Below are 24,709 nucleotides of genomic sequence, written 5' to 3'. Positions count from 1 at the left end.
CATTTACGTTTATTAAAAGAAAATATCCCCCGTGCAAAGAATCCTTATTGTAGAAGACGAAGTAAAAGTGGCCAATGCTGTTAAGAAAGGCTTGGAAGAAAATGGTTTCGAAGTGGAAGTAGCATACGATGGCCGGATGGGAAAAAGCTTGGCCGCTAGTCAACAATACGACCTGGTGATTCTCGATCTAAATCTTCCCCACTCCAATGGCTACGAAATCTGCGAAGTGATTCGCCGGAAAGATAGCAAAGTGCCCGTCATTATGCTCACCGCCCTCGGTGGCCTAGAAGATAAAATGCAAGCCTTCGAACTCGGTGCCGACGATTACCTCGTGAAGCCCTTCGATTTCCGCGAATTGTTAGCCCGTATCCGCGTATTCCTTAAACGCGTAGGTACCGAATTGCCGATGAACAACGACGCGAAGATTGTAATTGGCGACCTTGAAATCAACCGCGAGAAAAAAGACGTGATGCGTGGCGGTAAGAAAATTGCACTCACGGCAAAAGAATACCAATTACTAGAATTCTTAGCCCTCAATAAAGGAAAGGTGATCTCTAAACTCACCATCGCAGAAAAGGTATGGGATATCGACTTCGATACGGGTACAAACGTAATTGAAGTATATATGAACTTCCTCCGGAAGAAGATTGATAAAGACTTCGAAGTAAAGCTCCTACATACTAAAACCGGTATGGGCTATTACTTGGCCGACGATGAATAATAAAACCCACGACGCTTGAAGATCAAGTTTAAAATCGCACTCTATTATAGCTTATCTGCCGCCCTGCTGCTGATTACCTTCGCCACTATCGCGTACCTCTTCACCGCGAAGCTGCGCCGCGAAGAGTATATCGACCGCCTCGAGTACCGCGCCAATTCTATAGGCCTCGTACTAAGTGAAGGTGTGCAAATCAAAGCCGATTTGATGCTGCTGAAAAAACTCGATCAAACCGCCTTCCAGGATCTATTCCAAGAAACCATCGTGGTGTACAACCCGCATAACTACGACATCGTTTACGCCAGCATTCAAAACCAAGCGGTCAAAACAAGTCAAAATGCCCTCGACTATATCAAACGTAATAAGTTCATCAGCTACCGTGATGGACAAAAAGAAGTGGTAGGTATCTACCATACAGGCGGCAAAGTACCCGTGATTGTAATTGTATCGGCATTCGATAAATACGGTTACCAGAACGTAGAGAACCTTCGCCGCGTATTATTGATTGAGCTAATTGTAGTGGTGGTATTGCTGGTGGTGATCGGGTATTTCTTCGCCCGTAAAATGGTGAAACCCATCGATCAACTCGTACAACAAGTAAACACGATTAACGCGAACAACCTCCAGCACGGCCAAGTAGCTGTGAAAGGAAAGGATGAAATTGCCCAGTTAGCGATCAATTTCAACACCATGTTGCAACGCCTTAGCGATTCATTCGACCTCCAAAAAAGCTTTGTTAGCAATGCTTCGCACGAGTTACGTACTCCCTTGGCTTCTATGATCAGCCAACTACAAGTAGCCGCAGGCAAAGAACGTAGCAAGGAAGACTACCAAGAGCTATTACAAAGTGTACTAGAAGACGCCGAAAACTTGTCCGACCTAACAAATGGCCTCTTACAACTGGCACATTCAGATCTGAATCAACAACGCCTCGTATTCGCTCCTGTGCGGATCGACGAGTTGTTGTTGGAGATGCATAACCTGGTCACCCTTAAACAAAAGCAAAACAAAATCGATATTACTTTCTTGCAAGTGCCGGAGTACGACGAGTTTATTACCTGTAACGGCAATGAAAGCTTATTGAAAGTATTGTTCCTCAACCTCATAGAAAACGCTTGCAAGTTCTCATCTAACAAGCGTGCAGAAGTATCGATCGACTTCGACGATACCCAAATTATTGTAAAAGTTATCGACGATGGCATTGGTATCCCTGCGGAAGAGCTTTCCAAGGTATTTGAACCCTTTTACCGTGCCCAGAATGCCTCTCAAATCCGCGGCCATGGCCTAGGATTAAGCATTTGTAAGAAGATCGTACTCCTCCACAAAGGCCATATTTCCGTGCAATCTACCGTTGGAAAAGGCACTACTTTCGAGGTTATTCTCCCCCATCTTTAAGCTGTTTTTAAGGTCGTAATACCCTAAAAAGCCTCTTTTTTACCTTGTTTTTACAGGATGAAACAGGTGAAATGCAATACCATACTGTATTGTAGCCTGTTTAAGTGCCCTTTAATAACGTTTAATTTGGATTTAATTTCTTTTTAATTCGACTTAAAGGTCGCTTTAATTACGACTTCCGAGATTTGTGTTGTGAATCGTTGCAGACGGATGAAGCAAGTTCGAAAGCGGTTCCTTGAAAATTGGGTTATGAGACTTCCTTTAACGATATGTGTTTTTTTATTCTTTGCAGCAGTAGCTGTAACAGGATGCGATGCTAGTCATAAAGGAAACATTAAAACAACTTTTGTGTTGAGTGATAAGATGCTGAACACGATCAAGATCGATACGGCAAAAGTTGTACCTGCTCAAGTTAAACTTCCCATTCAAGACACCACTTTACCAAAACGTGGCATTGTGCATACTGCCGGCGTTTCACTAAAACCTAACGTACTGAAAAAGGCGATTATTAAAGATAGCCTCACCGTTTCAGTGCCTTACATGGCCGTGATTTACGACAAGGGTAAGCACAAGCAGTACGTGATGGTGTTTAAAGACAAATACAATATTGAAGCAAGAGAGGTACAAGTGAATCGTTCGATCAATGGGCAGTCGTACATCAGCAATGGTTTGAAGCCTGGAGAGAAAGTGGTATCGTATAACCAGCAACTGATTTACGACGCGCTCAACGAATAGTGTTAAAAGCGGCATCGCCCGTTCAAACATGAAAAAATTACTTGTACTAGTAGCAGTAATAACCGTCGCTTCAAAGGAAGCGACATCCCAGCAGCTCTTTGACAATAAGGTTCCGTATTCATTTCATTTTCAACAAACCGTAGTAACGCAAGCGCACCCCGACTTTCGCGCCGATTATTCCGGTGATAACAGTTTTCTAACGCACGAGCAAAGTAAAACGTCGATCACCGCTACCATATTCGCAGGCATTAGGTTGGGCAAGCACTTTGAACTCTACGTAAATCCCGAACTAGCCGGTGGTGCAGGTCTCAGCCGTGACGAAGGCATAGCGGGGTTTCCGAATGGAGAAACTTTCAGAGTGGGCAGCCCTTCGCCGAAAGTCTACGTGGCGCGTGCTTACGGGGTGTTGACAATACCTTTTAATAATTCTGTGGAAACAGTGGACGATGATGTGAACCAAGTAGCGGGCGTAACTACTACAAGGAATTTACAAATCATCGTTGGAAAGTATTGCTTAGCAGATTTCTTCGACGACAATACTTTCTCTCACGATCCGCGTTCGCAATTCATGAATTGGGGTTTAATGAGCAACGGCGCATGGGATTACCCGGCAGATGTTCGCGGTTACACGTATGCATTAACACTCGCGTACCGCCACAATAACTGGACAGTCACAGCCGCCACCGCACTGATGCCTAAAGTTGCGAACGGTGCAAATTTAAATTTCAACTACGGTCAATCCAATGGCGAAGTAATCGAAGTCGCTCATCAGCACTCACTTAAAGGAAAGAAAGGAATAGTGCGATTATTAGCCTTTATAAATGAGGCACCCATGGGAAGCTACGCGCAAGCCGTTCAGGAAATGCCACAATCGCCCGATATTACTACTACACGCCGTGATGGAAGAACGAAGTATGGATTTGGCGTTAATATCGAGCAACAGGTTACCAAAACCGGTGGCGCATTTTTAAGAGCATCGTGGAACGATGGCTTGCACGAAACATGGGCGTTTACAGAAATTGATCGTAGTATCAGCGGTGGTTGGTCGCAAAGCGGCGCAGCTTGGCAACGGAAGAATGATGTGTGGGGAATTGCGTGTTTGATAAATGGTATTTCGACCGACCATCGCAAATATTTGCAGCACGGGGGACTCGGATTTATGTTAGGTGATGGCAACTTGGATTACAGTCCAGAGTTCATTACAGAAACGTATTACAAACTCTCCTTTCCAGCCATTCATGTAGCCCTTAGCCCGGGCTACCAATTTATTCTACATCCCGGCTATAATAAAGCGCGGGGCCCTGTGCATGTATTCGGAATAAGGGCACAGGTTACGTTCTAACTAAGCATGTATATAATATATCATACAGATTTTTGAAATTTTTACTCTTAACACTTATTACTTCAAAACTACGTCAAAATGAAAAAGATCATCACAGGCACAGTTGCCGCATTATTAGCATTGACTACAACATTTGCTTTCGCACAAGCACCTACTGCTCCTGCTAAAAAAGAAGCGAAGAAAGAAGTAGCTGCAGCGAAAAAAGAAACAAAAGAAGTAAAATCTACCGCGAAAGAAACAACAAAAGAAACGAAACAAGCTGCAAAAGAAACAAAAGAAGTAGCAAAAGCACCGGTAAAAAAAGCTGAAAAGAAAGCAGAAAAAAAAAGCTAGTCGCTAGTAACGATCTTTCCGACAAAAAAATTCAAACAGGACCCAAAGGCGGCCAATACTACATCAATAAAAACGGAAACAAAACGTACATAAAACATTAGCACGCCCTCCCATTGTGATCCTCCTAGTATGTATTCGTATTCGTTAACAATCTAATTAGAAATGTCATGAAAAAGCTCATGTTCGTCCTCGCAGCAGCTATCATAGCTGTATCTAGTGTTTCAGTTGTTAATGCACAAACCGCGCAACCTGCTGCAAAGGCAGAAAAAACGGCTCCTGCAAAAGCTGGTGAGCATAAGGCAAAACCTGCTCACCATCATCATAAAAGTCATAAGAAAGCAGCTGCTACCGAGAAAAAATAGTAGCACTGTTGAAGTTTTAGTTCGCATATAGGTTGATAGAATGGTCGCGAAACCGGTATGTCATAAGGGGATTGCATTCAACTTATTAACCGGTTTCATGCGCAATCACTCCGCCCTGCTAGTATAAGATCAAACGCGGGGCGGATTTTTTTTACGTTTATTTTTCTACAACAAAAAGGCATTAGAAAATTCTAATCTGAACTTTTAAGGGCATTTTTCAGTTTTCTTTGCGATTTTTGTTTTTTACCAATCATTTTTACCTGCGTTGAAGAAATTATTGGCACGTATTCCTAAGGGAAGATTTTATTGGAAGGAGATGTTGGCCATTTGCTGCATCTTCGCGGGATTCTATTTCTTCCGTCAAGAACGCCACGAACTATCTACCATTTCCGACACCCTGCAACAAATTAGTTGGCCCGCGCTTATTGCCGGGTTAGCCAGCACGGTGCTCTACATCGGCCTTATGGCCCTTACCTACGTTTTCAGTTTTAAAGCCGTTGGCGCTAATGTTAGTTTCGCCAGTAGTTTGGAATTATTCCTCAAACGTAATTTCATCGGCGTATTTCTCCCTATGGGTGGTATTACGTCGCAAACCTTTTTCTCTGGCATTATCGAACGTAAAGGCATTCCCACTTACCGGGTAAACTTCGCTTCTGCCATTTTCCTCATTGTTGGAATCTTATCTGTATTTATTGTTGGCATACCCGTGCTAGCATGGTTGGGCTTCACAGCTACCGCCCATTCAGCTTTATTTATCAAGTTGCTGTATTCTTTCCCCGTTCTTATTCTCATTACTTGGGGTACCGTTTCCTTCCTGCGGAAGAAATGGTTATATCAACGTTGTAAAAAATGGTTCCCAGCGGCATTTGTCGCCATTGATGAAATGATGGCCGAAGGCTTGTCAAAGAAATACCTTTGGATTGCCTTACTCATGGCCGTACTCATTGAAGTTATCGGGATTACCCAATTATATATCGCCATCACGGCCGTAGAACCCGGCGCCTCGCTCCTAGCCGCCGTATTGGGATACACCGTGGCGGTTATCTTACTCATAGCTTCGCCTTTATTGAAAGGGATCGGTGCCATCGAGCTTGCTGTGACTTTCATTCTAACGGAATACGGTTTTGGAACAGCCTCGGCAGCCGCTATCGTAATTTTGTTTAGGTTCTATAACTTCTGGTTAATGATGCTTGCAGGCATTGTTAGCTTCGTATGGAGCCGCCAAAATGTGCTTTTACGGGTATTCCCCGCCGGGATGATCTTTATCCTAGGCATCGTAAACCTCGTTTCGGCCCTTTCGCCCGCTATTAAATGGCGGATGATCGCTTTGAAGAGTTACCTTCCACTAACAACCATTCACGCTTCTAACGACCTTACGCTGTTCGCCGGGGTGGTGCTGCTATTCACTGCCACTTACCTCGTAAAAGGCTCTAAAACGGCTTGGTATGTAGCTGTCATAACAACGATGGTTTCCTTGGTAGGACACTTATTCAAAGATATCGACTACGAAGAAGCTATTTATGCAACGATTGTATTGATTGCCTTATTGATTACACGCTCGCAATACAAGATTAAGAACGACCCCGGTCGCAGAACCATGGGAATTCGCACATCAATTGGTGTATTTGTAGTGGCTTTGGTAATGGGCGTATTGGGGTTCTATTTCCTCGATAAAAAGCACTTCGGTATCGATTTCAACTTCATGCAATCGGTGCAGTTCACCCTCCAACAATTCTTCCTCCTCAGCAACGATACACTCGTACCCCTTACGAAGTTTGGTGAAGGCTATTTACGGTTAATCAGCTTTATGGGGATTGGTGCTTTTTCTTTCTTGCTATACACGCTCGGTAGGCCTTACATCTTCGATGAAGATACCGACCAATCCGACCTGTCGGCAGCCAGGGAAATTGCCCAGCAATACAGTGTGTCTAGCTTAGATTATTTCAAAATATACCCCGATAAGCTCATCTTCTTCAACGAAAAAAGAACCGGGTTTATCAGTTATAAAATAGCGAACGGTTTCGCCGTTGTACTAGGCATGCCTGTTTGTGAAAACACGGCTGCCGCTAAAAAGGAAATCCTAACAGCGTTTGAACAATTCTGTAAAGAATGTGGCCTTCATTCTGCCTACTACCGCGTACGCGAGGCCGACATAATTCAATTACAATCTTTTAAAAAGAAGTTCTTCGTTATTGGCCAAGAAGCAACAATTGTAATAGATAATTTCTCTTTAGAAGGAAAGAAGAAACAAAACCTTCGTACAGCGCGTAATACCCTTACTAAAAAAGGGTACACCATGCAAACCTTCGAACCGCCACTTAGCAACGATACTTTACAACAAATGGAAGCCGTTTCGAAAGATTGGTTAGGTGAAGGAGAAAAACGCGAATTGGTATTTAGCCAAGGGATGTTCGATAAAGACATTATGCGGAACCACACAGTTATCGCCCTTATGTCGCCAGCCGGTGTAATGGCAGCATTCGTAGAGTTAGTGCCTGTATTCCGTAACAGTGAAGTGCGGTACGACTTGCTTCGCAAGCGTAATAACGAGCAAAACGGCACCACGGAATGGTTATTACTGGCCGTTATAGATTATTGTAAAAGCAAGCAAATTGCTGAGTTAAATATGGGCATGGCCCCGATGGCCGGCATAGAAGAACCGAAAAGCATGCAAGAACGTTCGATCAAGTTGGCATATGAAAAAATAAAACGGTTCCGCCATTACAAAGGCTTGCGGAACTTTAAAGAACGCTTCGATCCAAGCTGGGAAAATGTATACTTCGCTTACGAATCCAGCTACGACTTGTTCTTCTTGCCTAGCGCACTGAACCAAGTGATGCGCGATGATGAATCTTAAAATTCGATTGTAATGAAAAAGCTATTGTTCGCCCTCTGTGGTGTTTTATTGTTGAATATTCCTTTACATGCGGCTGCCGCTGTAGTGCCCGTAGTGTTGAAAGATAGTAGCGGCATTGTGGTGCTGCAACCCGTGGTAAACAACAATGCACCGCTCGTAGTGTTTATTACGGGAGATGGAGGTTGGAAGAAAATTAGCCAAGATATGGCCAATGGCTTTGCCGCGAAAGGCTCGCCCGTGGTAGTGATCAATAGTTTAAAGTACTTCTGGAAGAAGAAAACACCTATAGAAACCGCGCAACTAGTAACCGATTTACTCGCGAAATATTCGGTACAATTCAATAAGCACGATTTTGTACTGGTAGGTTATTCTTTCGGTGCCGATGTAATTCCATTCGTGGCTAACCGCTTACCATCTGCTTATACCAGCCGCGTAAAACTATTGGCGATGCTATCGCCCGGTACTAGCACCGACTTTGAAATAAAGCTCTCCCAAATGATGGGTAAGCAAAAGAAATATGCATACGATGTAGTGGCCGAAATTAACCGCGCCGATCATTATAAAACAATCATCTTACGGGGCGATGAAGAGAAGGAATTCCCTTCAAACAATTTGCCGCCACATATCAAAATGATTTTACTGAAAGGCGGCCATCATTACGATACGGATGCAGGTAGTATTGGAGGCACCATTCTAAACGAAATATAACGGGAATCACAGGTAATAAAAAACGCGCTACACGGTAAGTGAGCGCGTTTTTATTTTATGCTTAATACGTTGTAATACTACCTATTCCTGGTTCAAACGAGGGCGTAATCGCTGTTTCGATTTGTTGAAAATCATCTGTCCTTTGTCGATGCCTTTACGCAATTTTTCTTGTTCTTCAAGCGGTAGTTGTACTACATCATGACAAGCTTCACTGCAACAACCTTGGTGCTTTGCAGCACAAGCTTCACATTGGATAAACAGCAGGTGGCAACCTTCGTTGGCACAGTTGGTGTGTGAATCGCAAGGAGCGCCACATTGATGGCATTGGCTAATAATTTCATCGCCAATTCTTTCCCCTAAACGATCATCGAACACGAAGTTCTTGCCTTTGAATTTGATAGGCAATTCTTGCTGGCGTGCTTTGTTCGTGTACTCGATAATACCACCTTCGAGGTGATAGATGTTTTTGAAACCATTGTGCAACATGTAAGCAGAAGCTTTCTCGCAACGGATACCGCCAGTGCAATACATAATGATGTTCTTGTCCTTATTGTCTTTCATCATTTCAACTGCCATCGGCAATTGCTCACGGAAAGTGTCGGACGGAATTTCAATGGCATTTTCAAAGTGACCTACCTCGTACTCATAGTGGTTACGCATGTCGATGATGATGGTGTCTTTGTCGTCGGCCAACTCGTTAAAACCCTTGGCATCTAAATATTGGCCACGGTTCATAATGTTGAAGGTCGGGTCGTCGATACCATCGGCCACAATCTTGTCGCGCACCTTAATTTTCAATACCCAAAACGATTTACCGTTATCGTCTACGGCCACGTTCAAACGAATGCCATGCAAGAAGCTATGCGAATACAACGCTTCTCGGAATGCATCGAAGTTGTGAGCAGGCACACTAATTTGGGCATTAATACCTTCATGTGCTACGTAAATTCTACCGAAAACTTGGAGATTGAAAAACTGGGTGTACAATTGATCGCGAAATGCTTGTGGGTCCTCGATGTTCGCGTACTGGTAAAACGATACCGTTTTACGTTCGAAGGTTTCTTCGGCTAACTGCTGTTTCAATACCTCAGCAGATACCCTGTTGTGTAATGCCATACCTGTAGAAATTTTAAGGACAAACGTCGGTTGAACAAAATTTCAAGTCCTATGTTAAAAATAATGTACGCAAAGGTAAGCAACTAAACCTTTAAAAGCGTCAATACCTAATTTATTAGAAACAACTTGCGTAAGATTTTCTAAGTATAAGTTCAATCATGTATCTGTTTTAGATTGTAAATCAATGAGTGCCACGACTGGCATAATTCTTGAAAAACAAGTATCAACCAGATCTATATTTAAGAACCCTAAAAATGATTGTTATGCACGTTTTCGTAATCAACTTCTTCCTCATCGTATTTGCCCTTTGGGTATACCGTTTGTTGTCTTATTTCTTTGGAAAAGACGAATCAAAAGCTAGTAAAGCATCCTACCGTCGTAGGTAAAACTAATTATTTGGCAAGCAAAAAATAAAAGCCCCCAACGTTACTGTTGAGGGCTTTATTTTTTATAGTAAAATGGGTTTACTCAATATTGAGGGCGCCACCTAAGATACCGCCGAAGCCTACCCTAACCCCTACACGGGTGGGAGAAGAACTTTGATACCCGCCTACTACATCTACACGAATTACTTTAAAGATGTTTTCCAAGCCTGCAAATACTTCATAGTACTGGTTATCCTTATTTACATAGAAGATATTCGTACCGGCTACTAAGTTCCATTTCAAACGGTTGAACAAAGGAATTTTATTCGTTAAAAGTCCATTAAAGTGGTGTTCCATATTCACCATACCGTACCAGCTAGCGGCATTGCTATATTTATAATACGGTGCCATTTGGAAGCTGTTTACATACCGGGTGTTATAAAATACTTGGTTGCCGTTGAAGTGTTGTAAATCTGGAATAGTAACAGCGTTGCTATTAATGAAACCACCTGTTGTTAAGCGGTATTTCATAGTTCCCAACAACTTGAAGTTCATATCGTCGTGTACAGAGAACTGCCATTTATCGTAATCTACATCGCTACCCAAAATATCCGGTATACCTTTCGTATAGTTAGCCTCGAATGTTGGATATTTCGATCCCATGGAAACCCGGCCCGTTGGGTATTCAATGAAACGCTGGCCCGGTTGGTAGCTTGCTCTTAATCCAAACATCACAGCCTGCGATCTTACGAATGGAATATTGGCTAAGTCTTCCGGGTGGTTCGGTGTAAACGATTTCTTATCGTTCTTGAAGATGACGAAATCTGTGGTGTTCTCCAATGGAATACGATCTTCATACGTCAAGTTCGCACCAATGCGTAAAGAGCTGCTCCATCTTCTTTCGAAAGCCAACATACCGAAGTAGTTTTCATAAATCTTCATGTAGTTTTCTTTCAATAACAAGGTGTACAACGCGTTCATTAATGGGCTAATTGGATTGGCTTTGTTAAATTGGTTCACACGTTTACCACCCCCTAATGTCCATTGGTTATAGGCGTTTTGGTAGCGTTGGTCGTTTCGTTGAATGTAGGTTAAATAACCGTTGGCATTAAAATGACCATTACTTAAACCATAACGCCACTCCGTGGCTAAGCTTAAAGATTGCCCGCGCTTCACCGGCCAAGTGAAATTGGTTTGGATTCGTGGTACTAGACCTTCCACTGTGTTATATTGCAGTGATTTTACAAGGCCGCGCATTGTATAATAGTTCGTTACTAATGAACTATCGCTTTCACGCATGTAATAATCGCGGCGCGTTACACCACTCCATAGTACGTTCATGACCGATACCGGCTTTTGTTTCTTCCTGAGGGAATCTATATTCCGCGATAGCTTCATCGAATCGCGGAATGCCTTGGCTGTGCTATCTTTTACTACGAAGTCTTTTGCTTCATCCTTTTCCAATGGAACAGGTCGAATAGTATCCCAATACGCCACACTACGTTTTTGAGAAGCGGTATCATATTTCATGATCACCTTATCAAAATACTTCTTCGGGAAGTTCGGATGCAAGTTATAATTCGAATACACGTTCACACTCGTACCCACAATGTTGAAACCAAATGGTTTCATGGTGAAATACAATACTTGGTCTTTCGTTCTCCACACGTTCTTTTCAACTGGGATGTGCGTTTGACGGATTCTTAATGTATCAATTAATTCAAGTTGGTATTCTTTCGTTAACAACAAATCGGTACTGTGAATACGCCAGTCATCATCAGTAATGAAGATAGTGCCTGAGAATACAGGTTCTTGTTTTCTTCTTGGAATGACTTGAATTTTATTCACCGTTTTACCATCTTCTTGGAAGCTGCCTTCGTAATGGTATTTATAATACAGTAAAGCGTTTTCGCTAATCGGGGAAATAAATCCACGTGGGTTGATTTGCGAAATAATCGCTTCTACGTTATTGTCGTAAAAGTTAATAAACGCTGGGAAACTAACACCGTAACCATCGCCACCGCTTACACGGTCGGAGATAACATCCAGTTTCATTTTACCGGGTTTTTGGTAGGAAATCTTCGTTACAGATTCCGATAAGAAAACAATGCCTTTACCGGTAGAATCTACGCCGAGGTCGTCTTTGTCGATCTTCTGTCCAAAGAATTTCTTCGGTGCACCACGCAGTTTCATGAGGTTCTTTAGGTAAGAATCACAAGTATACGCATCGACTTGACTTTGGTAATAACTACGTTTTTTAATCGCTTGTCGTATAATGGCATAAGCAGGATCTTCGCCCCCATTTTTAATGATCACTTCTTTCATTTGCATGCTAAGCGGCACTAAATGAATATCAAGCGTTTGTTTAGGCGCGTTGGCGGTAATGGGAATTTCTTGTTTTTTAAAGCCCATATATTGGCAAACAATTACGTGGCTACCTTGCGGTACATCTAAAACGTATTCGCCTTGTTGGTTTGCCGTGGTGCCAATGGTGGTATTTTTGATAAAAACCGTAGCAAATGGAAGTACTTGGTTTTTATCGTCGGTAATTCGCCCAGTAATTACAGTTGTATGCCCTACTGTATAAACACAGAGTAATAGGGAAAGGATGAATAAGGTTCGCATAGTTCAAAAATAACAGGTACGGCTATACGATTGTATAGCGTAGATCGTGTTTTACAAATTATTTAACTAGATAAAATGTTAATACTTACCTAGTAGCCGAAACGGTTTTAATGCTTTTACTGCGGATGAAAGCGCCGGTCATAGCGGCCATACCGCCTACTAAACCACCAATAATTGCGGTAATAGTAACGATGCCTTTCGGTGAATAATGTTGTAAGAAGAGCATGCTGATGCGAGCTGCGAGAATGTGATCGTTATAAAGATCGGCGATGAATGCTAAGGTGAACCATAAGAGGGCGATTGATAGGAAACCTGCAAAGAAAGCCTTCCCGGGTTTTAACGGTAATAACAAACTAACGGCGAACGTAGCAATAGCTATCGCCCACCAATCCAATACCAGCCCCAAGAAATATGCTGCAGCGGCCATTAGGATAAGGGAAAGTAAAAAACGCATTTGGTTTAGATTGACGGTTGAGTAAAATGTATTGTACAATTAAGATAGGAATTTTTTCAATAAAGCCACACACTGCTTGGAAGGAATTTCATACTCAATGGGTTAGATGCCCTGTAGCGGTAATGGAGAGTGAAGCTGCCTCATTCCTACATTCCCGCAGTTCTCAGCATTTTATATCACCTAAAATGATAGTATTTTAACATGTCAAAATGACCAAATATTGCAATCGTTGTTAGCATTTTTTTGTATTATATCCCTAGGCTTTTCGAGGAATAGTAAAGGGTTTACCGACCATTTGCCGACGCTCTATCGACACATTACCGACCTTTCACCGACTCTTTACCGACAATCTCCCAGTGTTTGTCGACGTTTAGTAAGCCTTTTGTCGACTCTCTACCAGCTTTTTCCGCTGAAACACTTTGTGGACGGGTTTTTAAGTCCAAATAGTCGACATTTTGAAGGTAAATGTAGGCTGAGTGAGAGTTTGGCGGAAATGCCTATTATAAGCCGTTTTAACGGATTTTTATTTAAAATTGATGAATTTGTAGAATTTGACTATTGAGTGTCTGTATTGGTCTAAAAATAGCCAATAAATCGATTTTTAACACTGTTTGTGTGTTGGTTTTTTAAAGTGGAAGGTTGGGAGTGAAAATTGTTGGGTGAGGATGATGACAAGTTGACGCGAAGTGTTTAAAATGAAAATTAGGTGCTGCCGAAGAAAAAATAATATTATATCATTATAAAAGAAAACCACCTCTATTTTGTAGAGGTGGTTTTAATATGATGCCGAAGAACTTATCCCATGCTTTTTTCCAAGGCTTGTTCGATATCTTGTAAAATATCATCTGGATGCTCTAACCCTACTGAAATACGGATTAAGCCCGGTGTAATACTTACTTTCAAGCGTTCTTCTTCTGTTAGCTTCGCGTGCGTTGTGGAAGATGGGTGTGATGCAATACTACGGCTGTCGCCTAAGTTGGCAGTTAACGATAACATCTTCAAGTTGTTCAAAAAGCGGCGACCTTGTTCTAAGCCTCCTTTGATTTCGAAACATACAATACCACCACCTTGTGTCATTTGCTTTTTAGCGATCTCGTGCTGAGGATGGCTAGGCAACATCGGGTATTTCACCCATTCTAAATGCGGGTTCGATTCCAATTTTTTAGCAATCGTTAATGCACTTTCGCTGTGGCGATTCATACGCACATGCAATGTTTCCAAGCTTTTGCTCAATACCCAAGCATTGAAAGGTGACATGGATGGGCCTGTACTTCTACAGAATGTATACACTTCTTTCACCAAGTCTTTACGACCTACTACAGCGCCACCTAATACACGGCCTTGTCCATCAATCCACTTAGTAGCAGAGTGAATCACGAGGTCGGCGCCCAATTCAAGGGGGCGTTGTAATACAGGTGTAGCGAAGCAATTATCTACGAATAACAACAAGTTGTGTTTCTTCGCGATGGTTGCTAAAAGAGCAATATCCACTATTTCGAGGCCCGGGTTAGAAGGTGTTTCGATGTAGATAATACGTGTGTTAGGTTTCACCAAGGCTTCAACAGCAGCAGGATCATTCATATCGAAATAGTCGAAAGAAAAACCCCATTTCGGGAAAAACTTGGTGAATACAGTATGCGTAGAGCCGAAAATCGACCTAGAAGAAATAATGTGCTCCCCGGTTTTCAAGAATGCCATGAAGCTGGCGAATACAGCGCTCATACCAGAAGCGGTAGCAAAGCCATCTTCTGCCTTTTCTAAGGCCACCATCTTTCGAACGAACTCGTCGACTGTAGGGTTAGAAAAGCGACTGTAAATATTATCGTCTGTTTCATCAGCGAATGCCGCGCGCATGTCTTCCGCATTGTCGAACACAAAGCTAGAAGTTAAAAACATGGGCGTTGCATGCTCCATTTGTTCAGTACGGTGCGTTTGAATGCGTACCGCGTCGGTTTCCGGGTGGTAGGTTGATTTCATAAAAACATTTGTAAAGTGGGAAGAAAATTACGCTTCGTTCAACTTGATTTCCCAAGTGAGCTTTGTATCGCCACGGCGTAATGTTTCTGCAACAGAGCAGTATTTGTTCATCGACAATTCTACAGCACGGTTGGCTTTATCGGCGTCTACATTCCCCTTAATATGAAAAACAATATGCGCATCTGCCCATAAAGCAGGCTCTTTACCTGTTTCACGGTTCGCGTCTACTGTAATTTGAAAGTCTGTAATTTCTTGACGTTGTTTCTTCAAGATCATGATAACATCAATCGCCGAGCATCCGCCTAAGCCCATGAGCAACATTTGCATCGGGCGTACGCCATTATTATTTCCTCCATTCTCAATTGATGAGTCCATCAATACCTTGTGACCGGCTTCATCTACGGCCTCCATGTTAAACCCGTCGTCTATTCTTTTTAATGCTATCTTCATAGTAGTACGGTTCTTAATTTTCATCAAAGATAAAAAAAGTACAGCAGCCTGTTAAGGGTTTCTGCTGATATAGTGAAAGTTTATTGATGAAACGCGCCGCTGCAGCGGTAGAATTGTAATAGTACTGTTAGAAATCACGCTCCGCAAGGTTTTTCAGATTCGTACTTGTTCTAATGAGCTTCGTATCTTAATTTTGCGCAAATTCGAAGACCGGCATTGAAAACATTTCACCATTCAGAACCTTTTGTATTAGAATCAGGTGCTAGCTTACCTGGATTGGAAATCGCGTACCATACTTACGGTACTTTAAACAGTACAGGCAGTAACGTGGTATGGATTTGTCATGCTTTAACAGCTAATTCTGATGTAGCAGACTGGTGGCAAGGTTTGATCGGGGAAAACAAACCCATCGATCCAGCAAAACATTTCATTGTTTGTGCAAACATTATTGGTTCATGCTACGGTTCAAGTGGCCCTCACAGCACGAATCCTTCTACGGGTACCCCCTATTTCAATACCTTCCCACAAGTAACCATCCGCGATATGGTACAAGCACATATCCTCTTGCGTAAGCATTTGGGTATCGAACGCATCCATTTATTAGTAGGCGGTTCTATGGGCGGTTACCAAGTATTGGAATGGTCGTTAACCGAACCTAACCTTATCGACCGCTTATTTATTCTTTGCACAGGCGCAGCCGAAAGTGCATGGGGTATTGCCATTCATACGGCGCAGCGTTTGGCTATTGAAGCCGATCCTACTTGGAGCGAAGCTACGCATACGGCGGGCAGCGCGGGTTTAAAGGCGGCGAGAGCTATTGGTATGTTAACCTACCGGAATTACCAAACCTTTGTACGGGCGCAAACCGATCCCGATAAAGAGAAAACAGATCACTTCAAAGCATCTTCCTATATCAATTACCAAGGCGATAAGCTCGTAAAGCGCTTCAATGCACAGAGTTATTGGATTTTAAGCAAAGCGATGGACAGTCATAATATTGCCCGTGGCCGCGGCGAATCTGCGAACTTGGTATTACAGCACATCCATCAGCCTACCCTGCTGATTGGGATTACAAGCGACCTCTTATGCCCACCTGAAGAGCAACAGTTAATCGCCCAAAACATCCCTAACACTACTTATCATGAAATTGATTCTCCCTTTGGGCATGATGGCTTCTTAATTGAATTTGAAAAAATTGGGCTAATTCTCGATTCCTTTTTAAAGAATTAAAAATTAAATGCGTGTTTAATAGATTTTATATGATGAAATCTGTTAAAATTTAGTGGCGGATTTTCATGCTATATATTAGGTAATTTGTTATATTTAGAATACTGTAACACGTTTTCAGAGGCATTAAATTCCCATTATGAAAAGCACGTATTCTAAATGCTGCCTACTACTGTTTTGCATGCTGCTTGCAGTTGGTAGCCAGTTTGCGATGGCGCAAGAAAAAATCACCTTACAAGGTACGGTGGTCAACAAAACAACGGGCGACAAAATCCCCGGTGTGTCTGTAGCTGTGAAAGGTAGCAGCGCAGGAACGGTCACCAATAACGCGGGTGAGTTTAAACTAAGCACATCGCATAGTTTGCCGTTAACCCTTACCTTTACCTATGTTGGGTTTACAAAAGAGGAAGTGGTGGTAACGAGCGCGGGCGCATCTTTACAAGTACAAATGACTTCCACCGAAATTCTCGGCCAAGAAGTAGTTGTATCTGCCAGCCGCGTATCCCAAAACATCATGGAATCTCCCGTTTCCATCGAAAAGATTAACACGCGGGCTATCCGCGAAACCCCGGCTATGAGCTTCTACAATGCTTTAACCAGCATCAAAGGCGTAGAATCCAGCACGCAAAGTCTTACCTTCAACTCTATTACCACTAGGGGGTTCAACTCAAATGGTAATACTCGTTTCAACCAATTCATGGATGGTATGGATAACCAAGCCCCCGGCTTGAACTTCTCCGTAGGTAATATCCTTGGTATGAACGAATTGGATGTAGACAACGTAGAGTTACTACCAGGTGCCTCTTCTGCCTTATACGGTGCAGGTGGTACAAATGGTACTTTGCTCATGACCAGTAAAAATCCTTACGACTACCAAGGTTTAAGCCTCCAAATTAAAGCAGGTATGAACCATGTTGGTAGTAAACAAGGCCAGTCTACTGGCTTCATCCCCGATTTGAGCGCACGTTACGCGAAATCATTCGGCAAATTTGCATTCAAAGTGGGTGTGTCTTACATGCAAGCGAACGACTGGCAAGCATCTGATTCATCGAATATCAACCGCTTGTTCTTAAAGAACGTACCGGGTTATTCGCATAAAGATGATCCAAACTACGATGGTATCAATATCTACGGTGATGAAATCAACGCCAACATGCACAGTGTAGGCGGTAGCGTGGTTTCTCAAATCCAACCGGCCATCAACCAGTACATTGCCGGCTATACACAAGCCACCGGTTCAGCTCCAACACAAGCACAAATCAATGCCTTTATTCAAAACACGCCGCAAATTGCGCCGTACTTCCCTATTTACGCGGGATATACAAATGGCTTATTGAAAGATACCTTGGTATCAAGAACAGGTTACAAAGAGAAAGATTTGGTTGACTACGATACGCGTATTTTACGTACCAACCTTGCATTACACTACCGCTTTACCGATCACTTGGAATTAATTGCCCAAGGCCATTGGGGTAAAGGTACGAGCGTGTATACAGGTGCCGATCGTTACTCTTTAAGCAATTTCAACATGGGCCAGTACAAACTCGAATTACGTGGTAAAAACTTCTACGTACGCGGTTATACTACCCAAGAACGTTCTGGCGATTCTTACAACGCTACAGCTTTGGCGTCGATCATGAACGAAACATGGAAAGCAAGTACTACTTGGTTCCCTCAATACGTTGGTGCATATAGCGCTGCAAAATTGCAAGGTGCTACCGATGCCCAAGCACACGCTGCTGCACGTAACTTAGCCGATCAAGGTCGTTTTACCCCAGGTTCTAAAGAATTCAACGACGCCAAAGAAGCGATCACGAACCGCTACATCGGTGCCGCCCCAGGTAGAAACGGTGCGAAGTTCAACGATAAAACAAACATGTACCACTATGAAGGTATGTATAACTTCAGCGAGCATATTAAAATATTCGACTTGCAAGTAGGTGCTTCCTTCAGAAGATATGCATTGGCTTCCGACGGTACCATCTTCGATGATGAAACAGATAAAATCAAAATCGATGAATACGGTGGTTTCTTACAAATTGGTAAGAAGTTGTTGAATGATAAAATCGCGTTAACGGGTTCAGTTCGTTACGATAAGAACGAAAACTTTGAAGGTCGCTTTACACCAAGATTGGCAGCGGTATTCACAGTGGCACCGCAGAACAACATTAGGTTGTCGTTCCAAACAGGTTTCCGCAATCCTACTACTCAAAACCAATACATCGATTTGTTAGTACGTGCTAACACGACCTTAATTGGTGGTTTACCTAGCTTGTTGGATAAATACCAATTAAGAACAAACACTGCATATACGCAAGCCAGCGTACAACAGTTCCAAGCAACCGGTAACCCAGCTGTATTGAAGAAACAAGTTTTCGGCGAGTTCAAACCTGAAAGCGTAAAAGCATTCGAAATCGGTTACCGTGGTTTACTGGGTAAACGCTTGTTAATCGATGCTTACTACTATTTCAACTCGTACACCAACTTCGTGTCTACTTTGAACGTATTACAAACACCTGATGGCACACCAGCAGGTTTAGTATCTGGTAACTACAAAGTATTCTCTACCGTAGTAAATAACCCAGACGAAGTAAAAACACAAGGTTTCGCTATTGGCTTAGATTATGTTGTGAAAACATGGCAGTTCTCTACCAATACTTCTTACAACAAAATCAGCAAAGCTGCCGAAGGTTTATACAGCGATTTCAATACGCCTGATTGGAGATTTAACGTAGGCGTAGGTAATAGGAATGTTTACAAAAACGTAGGCTTCAATGTTACTTACCGTTGGCAGAATTCTTTCAGATGGACTTCCACATTTGCTGTAGGCGATGTACCGGCATTTGGTACCTTGGATGCACAAGTGAACTACAAAATTCCAACTGCTAAGGCTATGATTAAATTGGGCGCTTCTAACTTGTTGAACAACTACTACATCACATCATTTGGTAACCCAAGTGTAGGCGGTGTATACTATGTTGCTTTACAATTCGACGGTTTATTCGCGAAATAATCAACGCACACACTTACCTTAATAGCGAAGGCCCGGGCTTTACACCCGGGCCTTCTTTTGTTGTAACCTTCACAATAAAGTGAAGTATCTTCTATGTAAAGCGGTATGCTACTATACGTTGAAACGGAAGTGCATTACATCGCCATCACTTACTACATATTCTTTACCCTCGATACGGAAACGACCGTTATCGCGCGCAGCAGATTCTGAACCAAATTTCACGTAGTCGTCGAAAGAAATAACTTCCGCTTTAATGAAACCTTTCTCGAAATCGGTGTGGATTACGCTGGCCGCTTGGGGAGCTTTCCAACCTTCGCCGATCGTCCATGCACGTACCTCTTGTACACCTGCAGTGAAGTAAGTGATCAATTTCAAGAGTTTGTAAGCAGAACGGATTAACCTGTTCAAACCAGGTTCTGTAAGGTTGTATTCGCCGAGGAACAATTCTTTATCAGCAGGATCTTCCATTTCGGAGATTTGTGCTTCAATGGTGTTGTTCATTACAATTACTTCAGCACCTTCCGCCTTTACAGCTTCTCTTAATGCTTCAGAATATTTGTTACCTGTGTGGATAGAACCCTCGTCTACGTTCGCAACATACAATACAGGCTTTTCTGTTAACAAGAACAAATCAGCAATCGCGTTACGATCTTCTTTCGCAATACCCAGTTCACGGATGTTTTTACCTTGTTCCAAGTGGTTTTTGCACTGTAACAAGATTTCCAATTCGCGTTTCGCTTTCGCGTCGCCACCGGTTCTCGCCATTTTCTCGGTTCTTGCAATCTTCTTATCAACACTTTCCAAATCTTTCAATTGCAATTCAGTGTCGATAATTTCTTTATCGCCTACCGGGTTAATCGCACCTTCTTCACGCAAGATGTTATCGTCTTCGAAACAGCGAATTACATGCACGATGGCATCTACTTCGCGGATGTTCGCCAAGAATTTGTTACCCAAACCCTCGCCCTTGCTCGCACCTTTCACAAGACCCGCAATGTCCACAAACTCAATCGTTGTAGGTACAACACGGTTTGGCTTTACTAACTCAGCCAATTTATCTAAACGTTCATCCGGAACATCTACTAATCCAACATTCGGTTCAATCGTACAAAAGCGGTAATTACTTGCTTGTGCTTTTGCACTATTACTCACCGCGTTAAATAAAGTCGATTTACCTACGTTCGGTAAACCTACAATACCTGCTTGTAAAGCCATTTTTTCAAAAATTTGTGCAAAGGTAGCCCTAAAATCCTAATTATCCGCCTCGTATAACATTAATTTACAATCATAAAAATGCACAATGGGTAATTCATTGCTTTTTAAACGTGTTTTATCCCCTTCTTAAACCGTTCATGCTTACATTTACCCTTGTTTACTGTGAAATTTTATTAATTTGTCGCCCCGGCGGTATAGCAAACCAGCCGGATCACCAAAAAATCGATACTCGCTTATGGCCTTAAACTTTGTTTGGTTGGCATTTTTTATCATCGCGTTCTTAGTCGGCCTTTACAAGATGATCTTCTTGAACGACATCGACGTGTTTTCAAAAGTGATGAACGGGATGTTCGATAGTGCGAAAACCGGCGCCGAAATATCCATTGGCTTAGTGGGTATTATGACCTTCTGGCTTGGCATTATGCGGGTAGGTGAAAAAGCAGGGATGATCAATAGGATGGCGCGCCTGCTGAACCCTTTCTTTACCAAATTATTCCCCGGCGTGCCCAAGAACGACCCTGCCTTGGGATCTGTTTTTATGAATTTCTCCGCCAATGCCCTTGGCCTCGACAATGCCGCTACCCCCATTGGCCTGAAAGCCATGAAACAATTACAAGACTTGAACCCCACGCCGGAAACAGCCACGAACGCACAAATTATGTTCTTGGTACTGAATACGGCCGGTTTATCAATTATACCTACTTCCGTGATTGCCATGCGCTTGGCCCAAGGCTCGGCCAATCCCGCGGAAATTTTCATACCCACACTCATCGGTACATTCATCTCCTTCATGTCGGGCTTAATTGCCGTGGCCTTTTTCCAGCGTATTAACCTGTTTAAGCCTTCTATTTTGGCATTTGTAGGCATTATCGCCGGTTTTATGGCGCTGATGTTATTCGCCATTAAAGATTTGCCACCGGATAGAATGGCTGCCGTTACAGGTGCCATTGGGGGTACAATGATTATCGGGATTATTATTGCCTTTTTAGTAGCGGGTATGTTAAGTAAAATCAACGTATACGAAGTATTTATCGACGGTGCCAAGGAAGGTTTTACCACCTCGGTGATGATTATCCCTTACTTAGTAGCCATCTTGGTAGCGATTTCGGCCTTTAGGGTAACGGGGTGCTTGGATTTTATTATCAACGGGATCGGTAGCTTCTTTGCGATGTTAGGGGTGAATACCGACTTCGTACCGGCTTTGCCTGTTGGATTTATGAAATCACTCAGCGGAGGCGGTGCCCGTGGCTTTATGGTGGATATTTTTGCTGATCCTCGTTATGGTCCCGATTCCTTCGTGGGTCGTTTAGCCAGTATCATGAATGGTTCTACAGAAACAACTTTCTACGTATTAGCTGTATATTTTGGCTCGGTGGGTATTAAAAACACCCGTCATGCCCTCGTTTGCGGTTTAATTGCCGACTTAATCGGTATTATAGCAGCCATAATCATCGCGTATATTTTTTATCATTAAAAGCGCGCTTAACACACTAACAATTATTACGCTTAACAAGACAACCTATGCTCAAGAAACCCTTGCATGAAGATTGGATTTCGGTAATAACGGCCTTTGCCAGTATTGCCTTGATATGTTTATTCGTGACCCCGGCCATGCCGAAATTCGAATGGAATAGCGGCGAAACCTTTACAACGGCCATGAGTAACGGTAAAAACTACCTCAACATTGGTATCTTATTCCTGTGGGGATTAGGGGCCTTATTACTATACAAACTACTGGCGAAGCAACCCATAGGTGCGAACCTTGTACCAGGTTTTGCGGCCATTATGCTTATTTCCGTATTAGCGCAAGTAATTACAGGCAATAAAGTAGTGAAAGACTTCGGGGTTGAAATTGTATTGTTCAGCTTGCTCGTAGGCTTATTTATTAGCAATGTAACAGGCGTGCCGGCTTGGATTAAACCGGCCATTCAAACCGAGTTTTTCATCAAATCGGGCTTGGTATTACTGGGCGCAGGTATCATCTTCAACGATATTTTGAAGGCGGGCGTACTGGGTATATTGCAAAGTGTGATTGTTGTATTCAGCGTTTGGTACTTCGCGTTTTGGGTGTGTAAGAAGTTTAAGCTCGACGATGAATTTAAGATGATGATTTCCAGCGCTGTGAGTATTTGTGGTGTATCAGCTGCCATTGCCACCTCTGGTGCCATTGAAGGCGATAATAAAAAGCTCTCACACGTAATCTCGCTCGTATTAATCGTGGCAATTCCCATGATGTTATTCATGCCTTACCTCGCCAACTTAATGGGCCTATCGCCCGCTATTGCCGGTGCATGGTTAGGTGGTACCATCGATACTTCTGGTGCCGTAGTAGCCGCTGGAACAATGTTAGGAGAAGAAGCATTGAAATATGCTACGCTCGTGAAGTTTTCACAGAATGTGTTACTAGGCTTAGCAGCCTTCTTTATTTCAGTTTATTGGGCGTACAATCATAAAAGCAAAGACGCGGCGCAACAACAACGCCCTGGATTAAAAACAATCTGGGAACGTTTCCCGAAGTTCGTACTTGGCTTTATAGTAGCTTCTTTGTTGTTTTCTTTCTTAATGCCTGCAGACGTGGTGAAAGCTGCTAAGGCACCGATAAAAGATTTACAAACTTGCTTTTTTGCCCTTGCATTTGCTTGTATTGGCTTGGAAACGAAGTTTACAGATATTTTCAAAATGGAGAACGGACGCCCTGCCATGGCCTTTATCATCGCGCAGTTGTTCAACATCATTTTCACTTTAGTAGTAGCTTACTTGGTTTTTCGCTAGTATCAAAATAATTTTGCGTTCCCGGTAGAAGGAAACAACCTTTTGTAACCGGGAACGTTTTTATCATTTTGCGACCATAAAACAATCATCATATCCATGCGCAAACGCCGATCTATTAGGCCGAGTACAGTTATTATCATCTGCAGTTTACTGGCTTTGGCAGTGGCGTTGGTGTTGAAATACAAATCTTCTACGAGTCCTGTTACAAAGTTTGTCGACGAACATGGGCAAGAAATCATATCTTTCACATCCCATGAAAATGTGTCTTACCCAATACACCGTCCTCAAAAGAACCATACACAACAATTCTTCCATATATCGAGTAAAGAAATGGCAGTGCTACCCCACTCCTCGGCCATCCCTTTGTGGGGCACTTTACGCGTACCGGCAGGAAAACAATTCAAAATAGTATTAGCTGATAGCACTCTCATTTGGCTCAATGCCGAAACCACGATCCGCTTTCCATACGGTACCCCGCAACAATTCCGCGAAGTATTTATCGAAGGAGAAGCTTTTGTACAACCCAGCCTGCGCGAACAACCGTTTATTATGCATGCAGGGTATGTAAATATTAAAATGGATTCGGGCATGTGTAATATCAATACTTACACCACAGGTATTACCGAAGTAGCTATGCTCGCCGGTAATATGCGAATTTCTAATGGGCAACAAGTGGCCAATCCTACTGCCGGCACCACCATTCGCTCCGAACACGATAAAGATTTAGAGCTATATAGGTTGCATAATTTGTACGTTACCACTTGGATGCAAGGACAAATGTACTTTGAACATGCACCGCTTAAACAACTGGTAGCCCCCGTAAAACGCTGGTACAACACCGCTATGATCTTCGATGATTTACGACTCGAAAAAGAAACCTTTAGCGCCACCTTAGATATTACCGAGCCATTGGATTCTTTCCTACTCGATCTTACGAAAACAACGCCCATCAAAACTTACAAAGAAGATGGCATTATCCATATCGCCCGTAAATAAATCGTGATATACATCATTTTTTATGTGCCCAGCCTGCCGTATGTTTGTG

General features: G+C 42.8%; 20 protein-coding genes. 14 read left to right on the top strand and 6 right to left on the bottom strand.

From position 1 onward, the window contains the following. Nucleotides 1-31 precede the first annotated feature (31 nt). From LX64_RS10320 to LX64_RS10285, 8 genes are all read left to right on the top strand, one after another. A complete protein-coding gene (locus tag LX64_RS10320; protein ID WP_211324788.1) occupies nt 32-721 on the top strand; it encodes a response regulator transcription factor in 690 nt (229 codons plus the stop codon). A gap of 15 nt (nt 722-736) precedes the next feature. Further along, entirely contained in the window at nt 737-2,113 is a 1,377-nt protein-coding gene (locus LX64_RS10315) for a HAMP domain-containing sensor histidine kinase (protein ID WP_111597548.1), read from the top strand. Nucleotides 2,114-2,362: 249 nt separating this feature from the next. Continuing rightward, nucleotides 2,363-2,848, top strand: a complete 486-nt coding sequence (locus tag LX64_RS10310; RefSeq protein ID WP_148707269.1) for a hypothetical protein — start codon at nt 2,363-2,365, stop codon at nt 2,846-2,848. A gap of 28 nt (nt 2,849-2,876) precedes the next feature. Beyond that, the gene (locus LX64_RS10305) at nt 2,877-4,190 is read left to right on the top strand and encodes a carbohydrate porin (protein WP_111597546.1); all 1,314 of its coding nucleotides are present in this window, start codon (nt 2,877-2,879) and stop codon (nt 4,188-4,190) included. A gap of 78 nt (nt 4,191-4,268) precedes the next feature. Further along, a complete protein-coding gene (locus tag LX64_RS10300) occupies nt 4,269-4,523 on the top strand; it encodes a hypothetical protein (RefSeq protein WP_148707268.1) in 255 nt (84 codons plus the stop codon). A 167-nt stretch (nt 4,524-4,690) separates the two neighbouring features. Continuing rightward, nucleotides 4,691-4,885, top strand: coding sequence for a hypothetical protein (locus tag LX64_RS10295; protein WP_111597545.1), 195 nt, complete (start codon nt 4,691-4,693; stop codon nt 4,883-4,885). A gap of 265 nt (nt 4,886-5,150) precedes the next feature. Continuing rightward, nucleotides 5,151-7,742 (top strand): phosphatidylglycerol lysyltransferase domain-containing protein, encoded by a 2,592-nt coding sequence (locus LX64_RS10290; protein ID WP_111597544.1) that lies wholly within the window; start codon nt 5,151-5,153, stop codon nt 7,740-7,742. Nucleotides 7,743-7,754: 12 nt separating this feature from the next. Next, the gene (locus LX64_RS10285) at nt 7,755-8,450 is read left to right on the top strand and encodes an AcvB/VirJ family lysyl-phosphatidylglycerol hydrolase (protein WP_111597543.1); all 696 of its coding nucleotides are present in this window, start codon (nt 7,755-7,757) and stop codon (nt 8,448-8,450) included. 81 nt (nt 8,451-8,531) lie between these two features. Here the strand turns inward: LX64_RS10285 and trhO are convergent, their stop codons facing one another. Next, nucleotides 8,532-9,566, bottom strand: coding sequence for an oxygen-dependent tRNA uridine(34) hydroxylase TrhO (gene trhO / locus LX64_RS10280; protein WP_111597542.1), 1,035 nt, complete (start codon nt 9,564-9,566; stop codon nt 8,532-8,534). A gap of 263 nt (nt 9,567-9,829) precedes the next feature. Here trhO and LX64_RS26345 point away from each other — a divergent pair, with 263 nt between their 5' ends. After that, on the top strand, nt 9,830-9,952 hold the full coding sequence (locus LX64_RS26345) for a hypothetical protein (protein ID WP_262511789.1): 123 nt from the start codon (nt 9,830-9,832) through the stop codon (nt 9,950-9,952). 78 nt (nt 9,953-10,030) lie between these two features. Here LX64_RS26345 and LX64_RS10275 read toward each other — a convergent pair whose 3' ends face one another. The 4 genes from LX64_RS10275 to LX64_RS10260 all read right to left on the bottom strand — a co-directional run bounded on the left by LX64_RS10275 (nt 10,031) and on the right by LX64_RS10260 (nt 15,437). Beyond that, nucleotides 10,031-12,556 (bottom strand): DUF5686 and carboxypeptidase regulatory-like domain-containing protein, encoded by a 2,526-nt coding sequence (locus tag LX64_RS10275; protein ID WP_111597541.1) that lies wholly within the window; start codon nt 12,554-12,556, stop codon nt 10,031-10,033. A gap of 85 nt (nt 12,557-12,641) precedes the next feature. Beyond that, on the bottom strand, nt 12,642-13,010 hold the full coding sequence (locus LX64_RS10270; RefSeq protein WP_148707267.1) for a hypothetical protein: 369 nt from the start codon (nt 13,008-13,010) through the stop codon (nt 12,642-12,644). Between the two features lie 795 nt (nt 13,011-13,805). Then, complete coding sequence (locus tag LX64_RS10265) at nt 13,806-14,987, bottom strand: O-succinylhomoserine sulfhydrylase (RefSeq protein ID WP_111597539.1); 1,182 nt, start codon at nt 14,985-14,987, stop codon at nt 13,806-13,808. Between the two features lie 27 nt (nt 14,988-15,014). Beyond that, nucleotides 15,015-15,437: an OsmC family protein gene (locus tag LX64_RS10260; RefSeq protein WP_111597632.1), complete on the bottom strand. Its 423-nt coding sequence runs from the start codon at nt 15,435-15,437 to the stop codon at nt 15,015-15,017. 216 nt (nt 15,438-15,653) lie between these two features. Here LX64_RS10260 and metX point away from each other — a divergent pair, with 216 nt between their 5' ends. Then, nucleotides 15,654-16,667 (top strand): homoserine O-acetyltransferase MetX, encoded by a 1,014-nt coding sequence (metX, locus tag LX64_RS10255; protein ID WP_111597538.1) that lies wholly within the window; start codon nt 15,654-15,656, stop codon nt 16,665-16,667. 136 nt (nt 16,668-16,803) lie between these two features. Continuing rightward, nucleotides 16,804-19,677 (top strand): TonB-dependent receptor, encoded by a 2,874-nt coding sequence (locus tag LX64_RS10250; RefSeq protein WP_111597537.1) that lies wholly within the window; start codon nt 16,804-16,806, stop codon nt 19,675-19,677. 111 nt (nt 19,678-19,788) lie between these two features. On the opposite strand, the gene ychF is transcribed toward LX64_RS10250, so the two are convergent. Continuing rightward, complete coding sequence (ychF, locus tag LX64_RS10245; protein WP_111597536.1) at nt 19,789-20,892, bottom strand: redox-regulated ATPase YchF; 1,104 nt, start codon at nt 20,890-20,892, stop codon at nt 19,789-19,791. A 235-nt stretch (nt 20,893-21,127) separates the two neighbouring features. Here ychF and LX64_RS10240 point away from each other — a divergent pair, with 235 nt between their 5' ends. From LX64_RS10240 to LX64_RS10230, 3 genes are all read left to right on the top strand, one after another. Beyond that, nucleotides 21,128-22,366, top strand: coding sequence for a nucleoside recognition domain-containing protein (locus LX64_RS10240; RefSeq protein ID WP_111597535.1), 1,239 nt, complete (start codon nt 21,128-21,130; stop codon nt 22,364-22,366). Nucleotides 22,367-22,413: 47 nt separating this feature from the next. Then, nucleotides 22,414-23,664 carry a YeiH family protein gene (locus tag LX64_RS10235; protein ID WP_111597534.1) on the top strand — a complete coding sequence of 417 codons (1,251 nt, stop codon included), beginning with the start codon at nt 22,414-22,416 and terminating at the stop codon, nt 23,662-23,664. 96 nt (nt 23,665-23,760) lie between these two features. Further along, nucleotides 23,761-24,660 (top strand): FecR family protein, encoded by a 900-nt coding sequence (locus tag LX64_RS10230; protein WP_111597533.1) that lies wholly within the window; start codon nt 23,761-23,763, stop codon nt 24,658-24,660. Nucleotides 24,661-24,709 lie beyond the last annotated feature (49 nt).

The sequence above is a fragment of the Chitinophaga skermanii genome (genome assembly GCF_003259335.1).
In the GTDB taxonomy this organism is placed as follows: Bacteria; Bacteroidota; Bacteroidia; order Chitinophagales; family Chitinophagaceae; genus Chitinophaga; species Chitinophaga skermanii.
The sequence above is the reverse complement of the archived record's forward strand: the minus strand, read 5'-3'. Positions and strand labels throughout refer to the sequence as shown.

Bases quoted from the DNA above. Each gene is read 5' to 3' on its own strand.
- LX64_RS10310 (WP_148707269.1), top strand. From the start codon at position 2,363: ATGAGACTTCCTTTAACGATATGTGTTTTTTTATTCTTTGCAGCAGTA.
- LX64_RS10305 (WP_111597546.1), top strand. From the start codon at position 2,877: ATGAAAAAATTACTTGTACTAGTAGCAGTAATAACCGTCGCTTCAAAG.
- LX64_RS10300 (WP_148707268.1), top strand. From the start codon at position 4,269: ATGAAAAAGATCATCACAGGCACAGTTGCCGCATTATTAGCATTGACT.
- LX64_RS10295 (WP_111597545.1), top strand. From the start codon at position 4,691: ATGAAAAAGCTCATGTTCGTCCTCGCAGCAGCTATCATAGCTGTATCT.
- LX64_RS10285 (WP_111597543.1), top strand. From the start codon at position 7,755: ATGAAAAAGCTATTGTTCGCCCTCTGTGGTGTTTTATTGTTGAATATT.
- trhO (WP_111597542.1), bottom strand. From the start codon at position 9,566: ATGGCATTACACAACAGGGTATCTGCTGAGGTATTGAAACAGCAGTTA.
- LX64_RS26345 (WP_262511789.1), top strand. From the start codon at position 9,830: ATGCACGTTTTCGTAATCAACTTCTTCCTCATCGTATTTGCCCTTTGG.
- LX64_RS10275 (WP_111597541.1), bottom strand. From the start codon at position 12,556: ATGCGAACCTTATTCATCCTTTCCCTATTACTCTGTGTTTATACAGTA.
- LX64_RS10270 (WP_148707267.1), bottom strand. From the start codon at position 13,010: ATGCGTTTTTTACTTTCCCTTATCCTAATGGCCGCTGCAGCATATTTC.
- LX64_RS10265 (WP_111597539.1), bottom strand. From the start codon at position 14,987: ATGAAATCAACCTACCACCCGGAAACCGACGCGGTACGCATTCAAACG.
- LX64_RS10260 (WP_111597632.1), bottom strand. From the start codon at position 15,437: ATGAAGATAGCATTAAAAAGAATAGACGACGGGTTTAACATGGAGGCC.
- LX64_RS10250 (WP_111597537.1), top strand. From the start codon at position 16,804: ATGAAAAGCACGTATTCTAAATGCTGCCTACTACTGTTTTGCATGCTG.
- ychF (WP_111597536.1), bottom strand. From the start codon at position 20,892: ATGGCTTTACAAGCAGGTATTGTAGGTTTACCGAACGTAGGTAAATCG.
- LX64_RS10240 (WP_111597535.1), top strand. From the start codon at position 21,128: ATGGCCTTAAACTTTGTTTGGTTGGCATTTTTTATCATCGCGTTCTTA.
- LX64_RS10235 (WP_111597534.1), top strand. From the start codon at position 22,414: ATGCTCAAGAAACCCTTGCATGAAGATTGGATTTCGGTAATAACGGCC.
- LX64_RS10230 (WP_111597533.1), top strand. From the start codon at position 23,761: ATGCGCAAACGCCGATCTATTAGGCCGAGTACAGTTATTATCATCTGC.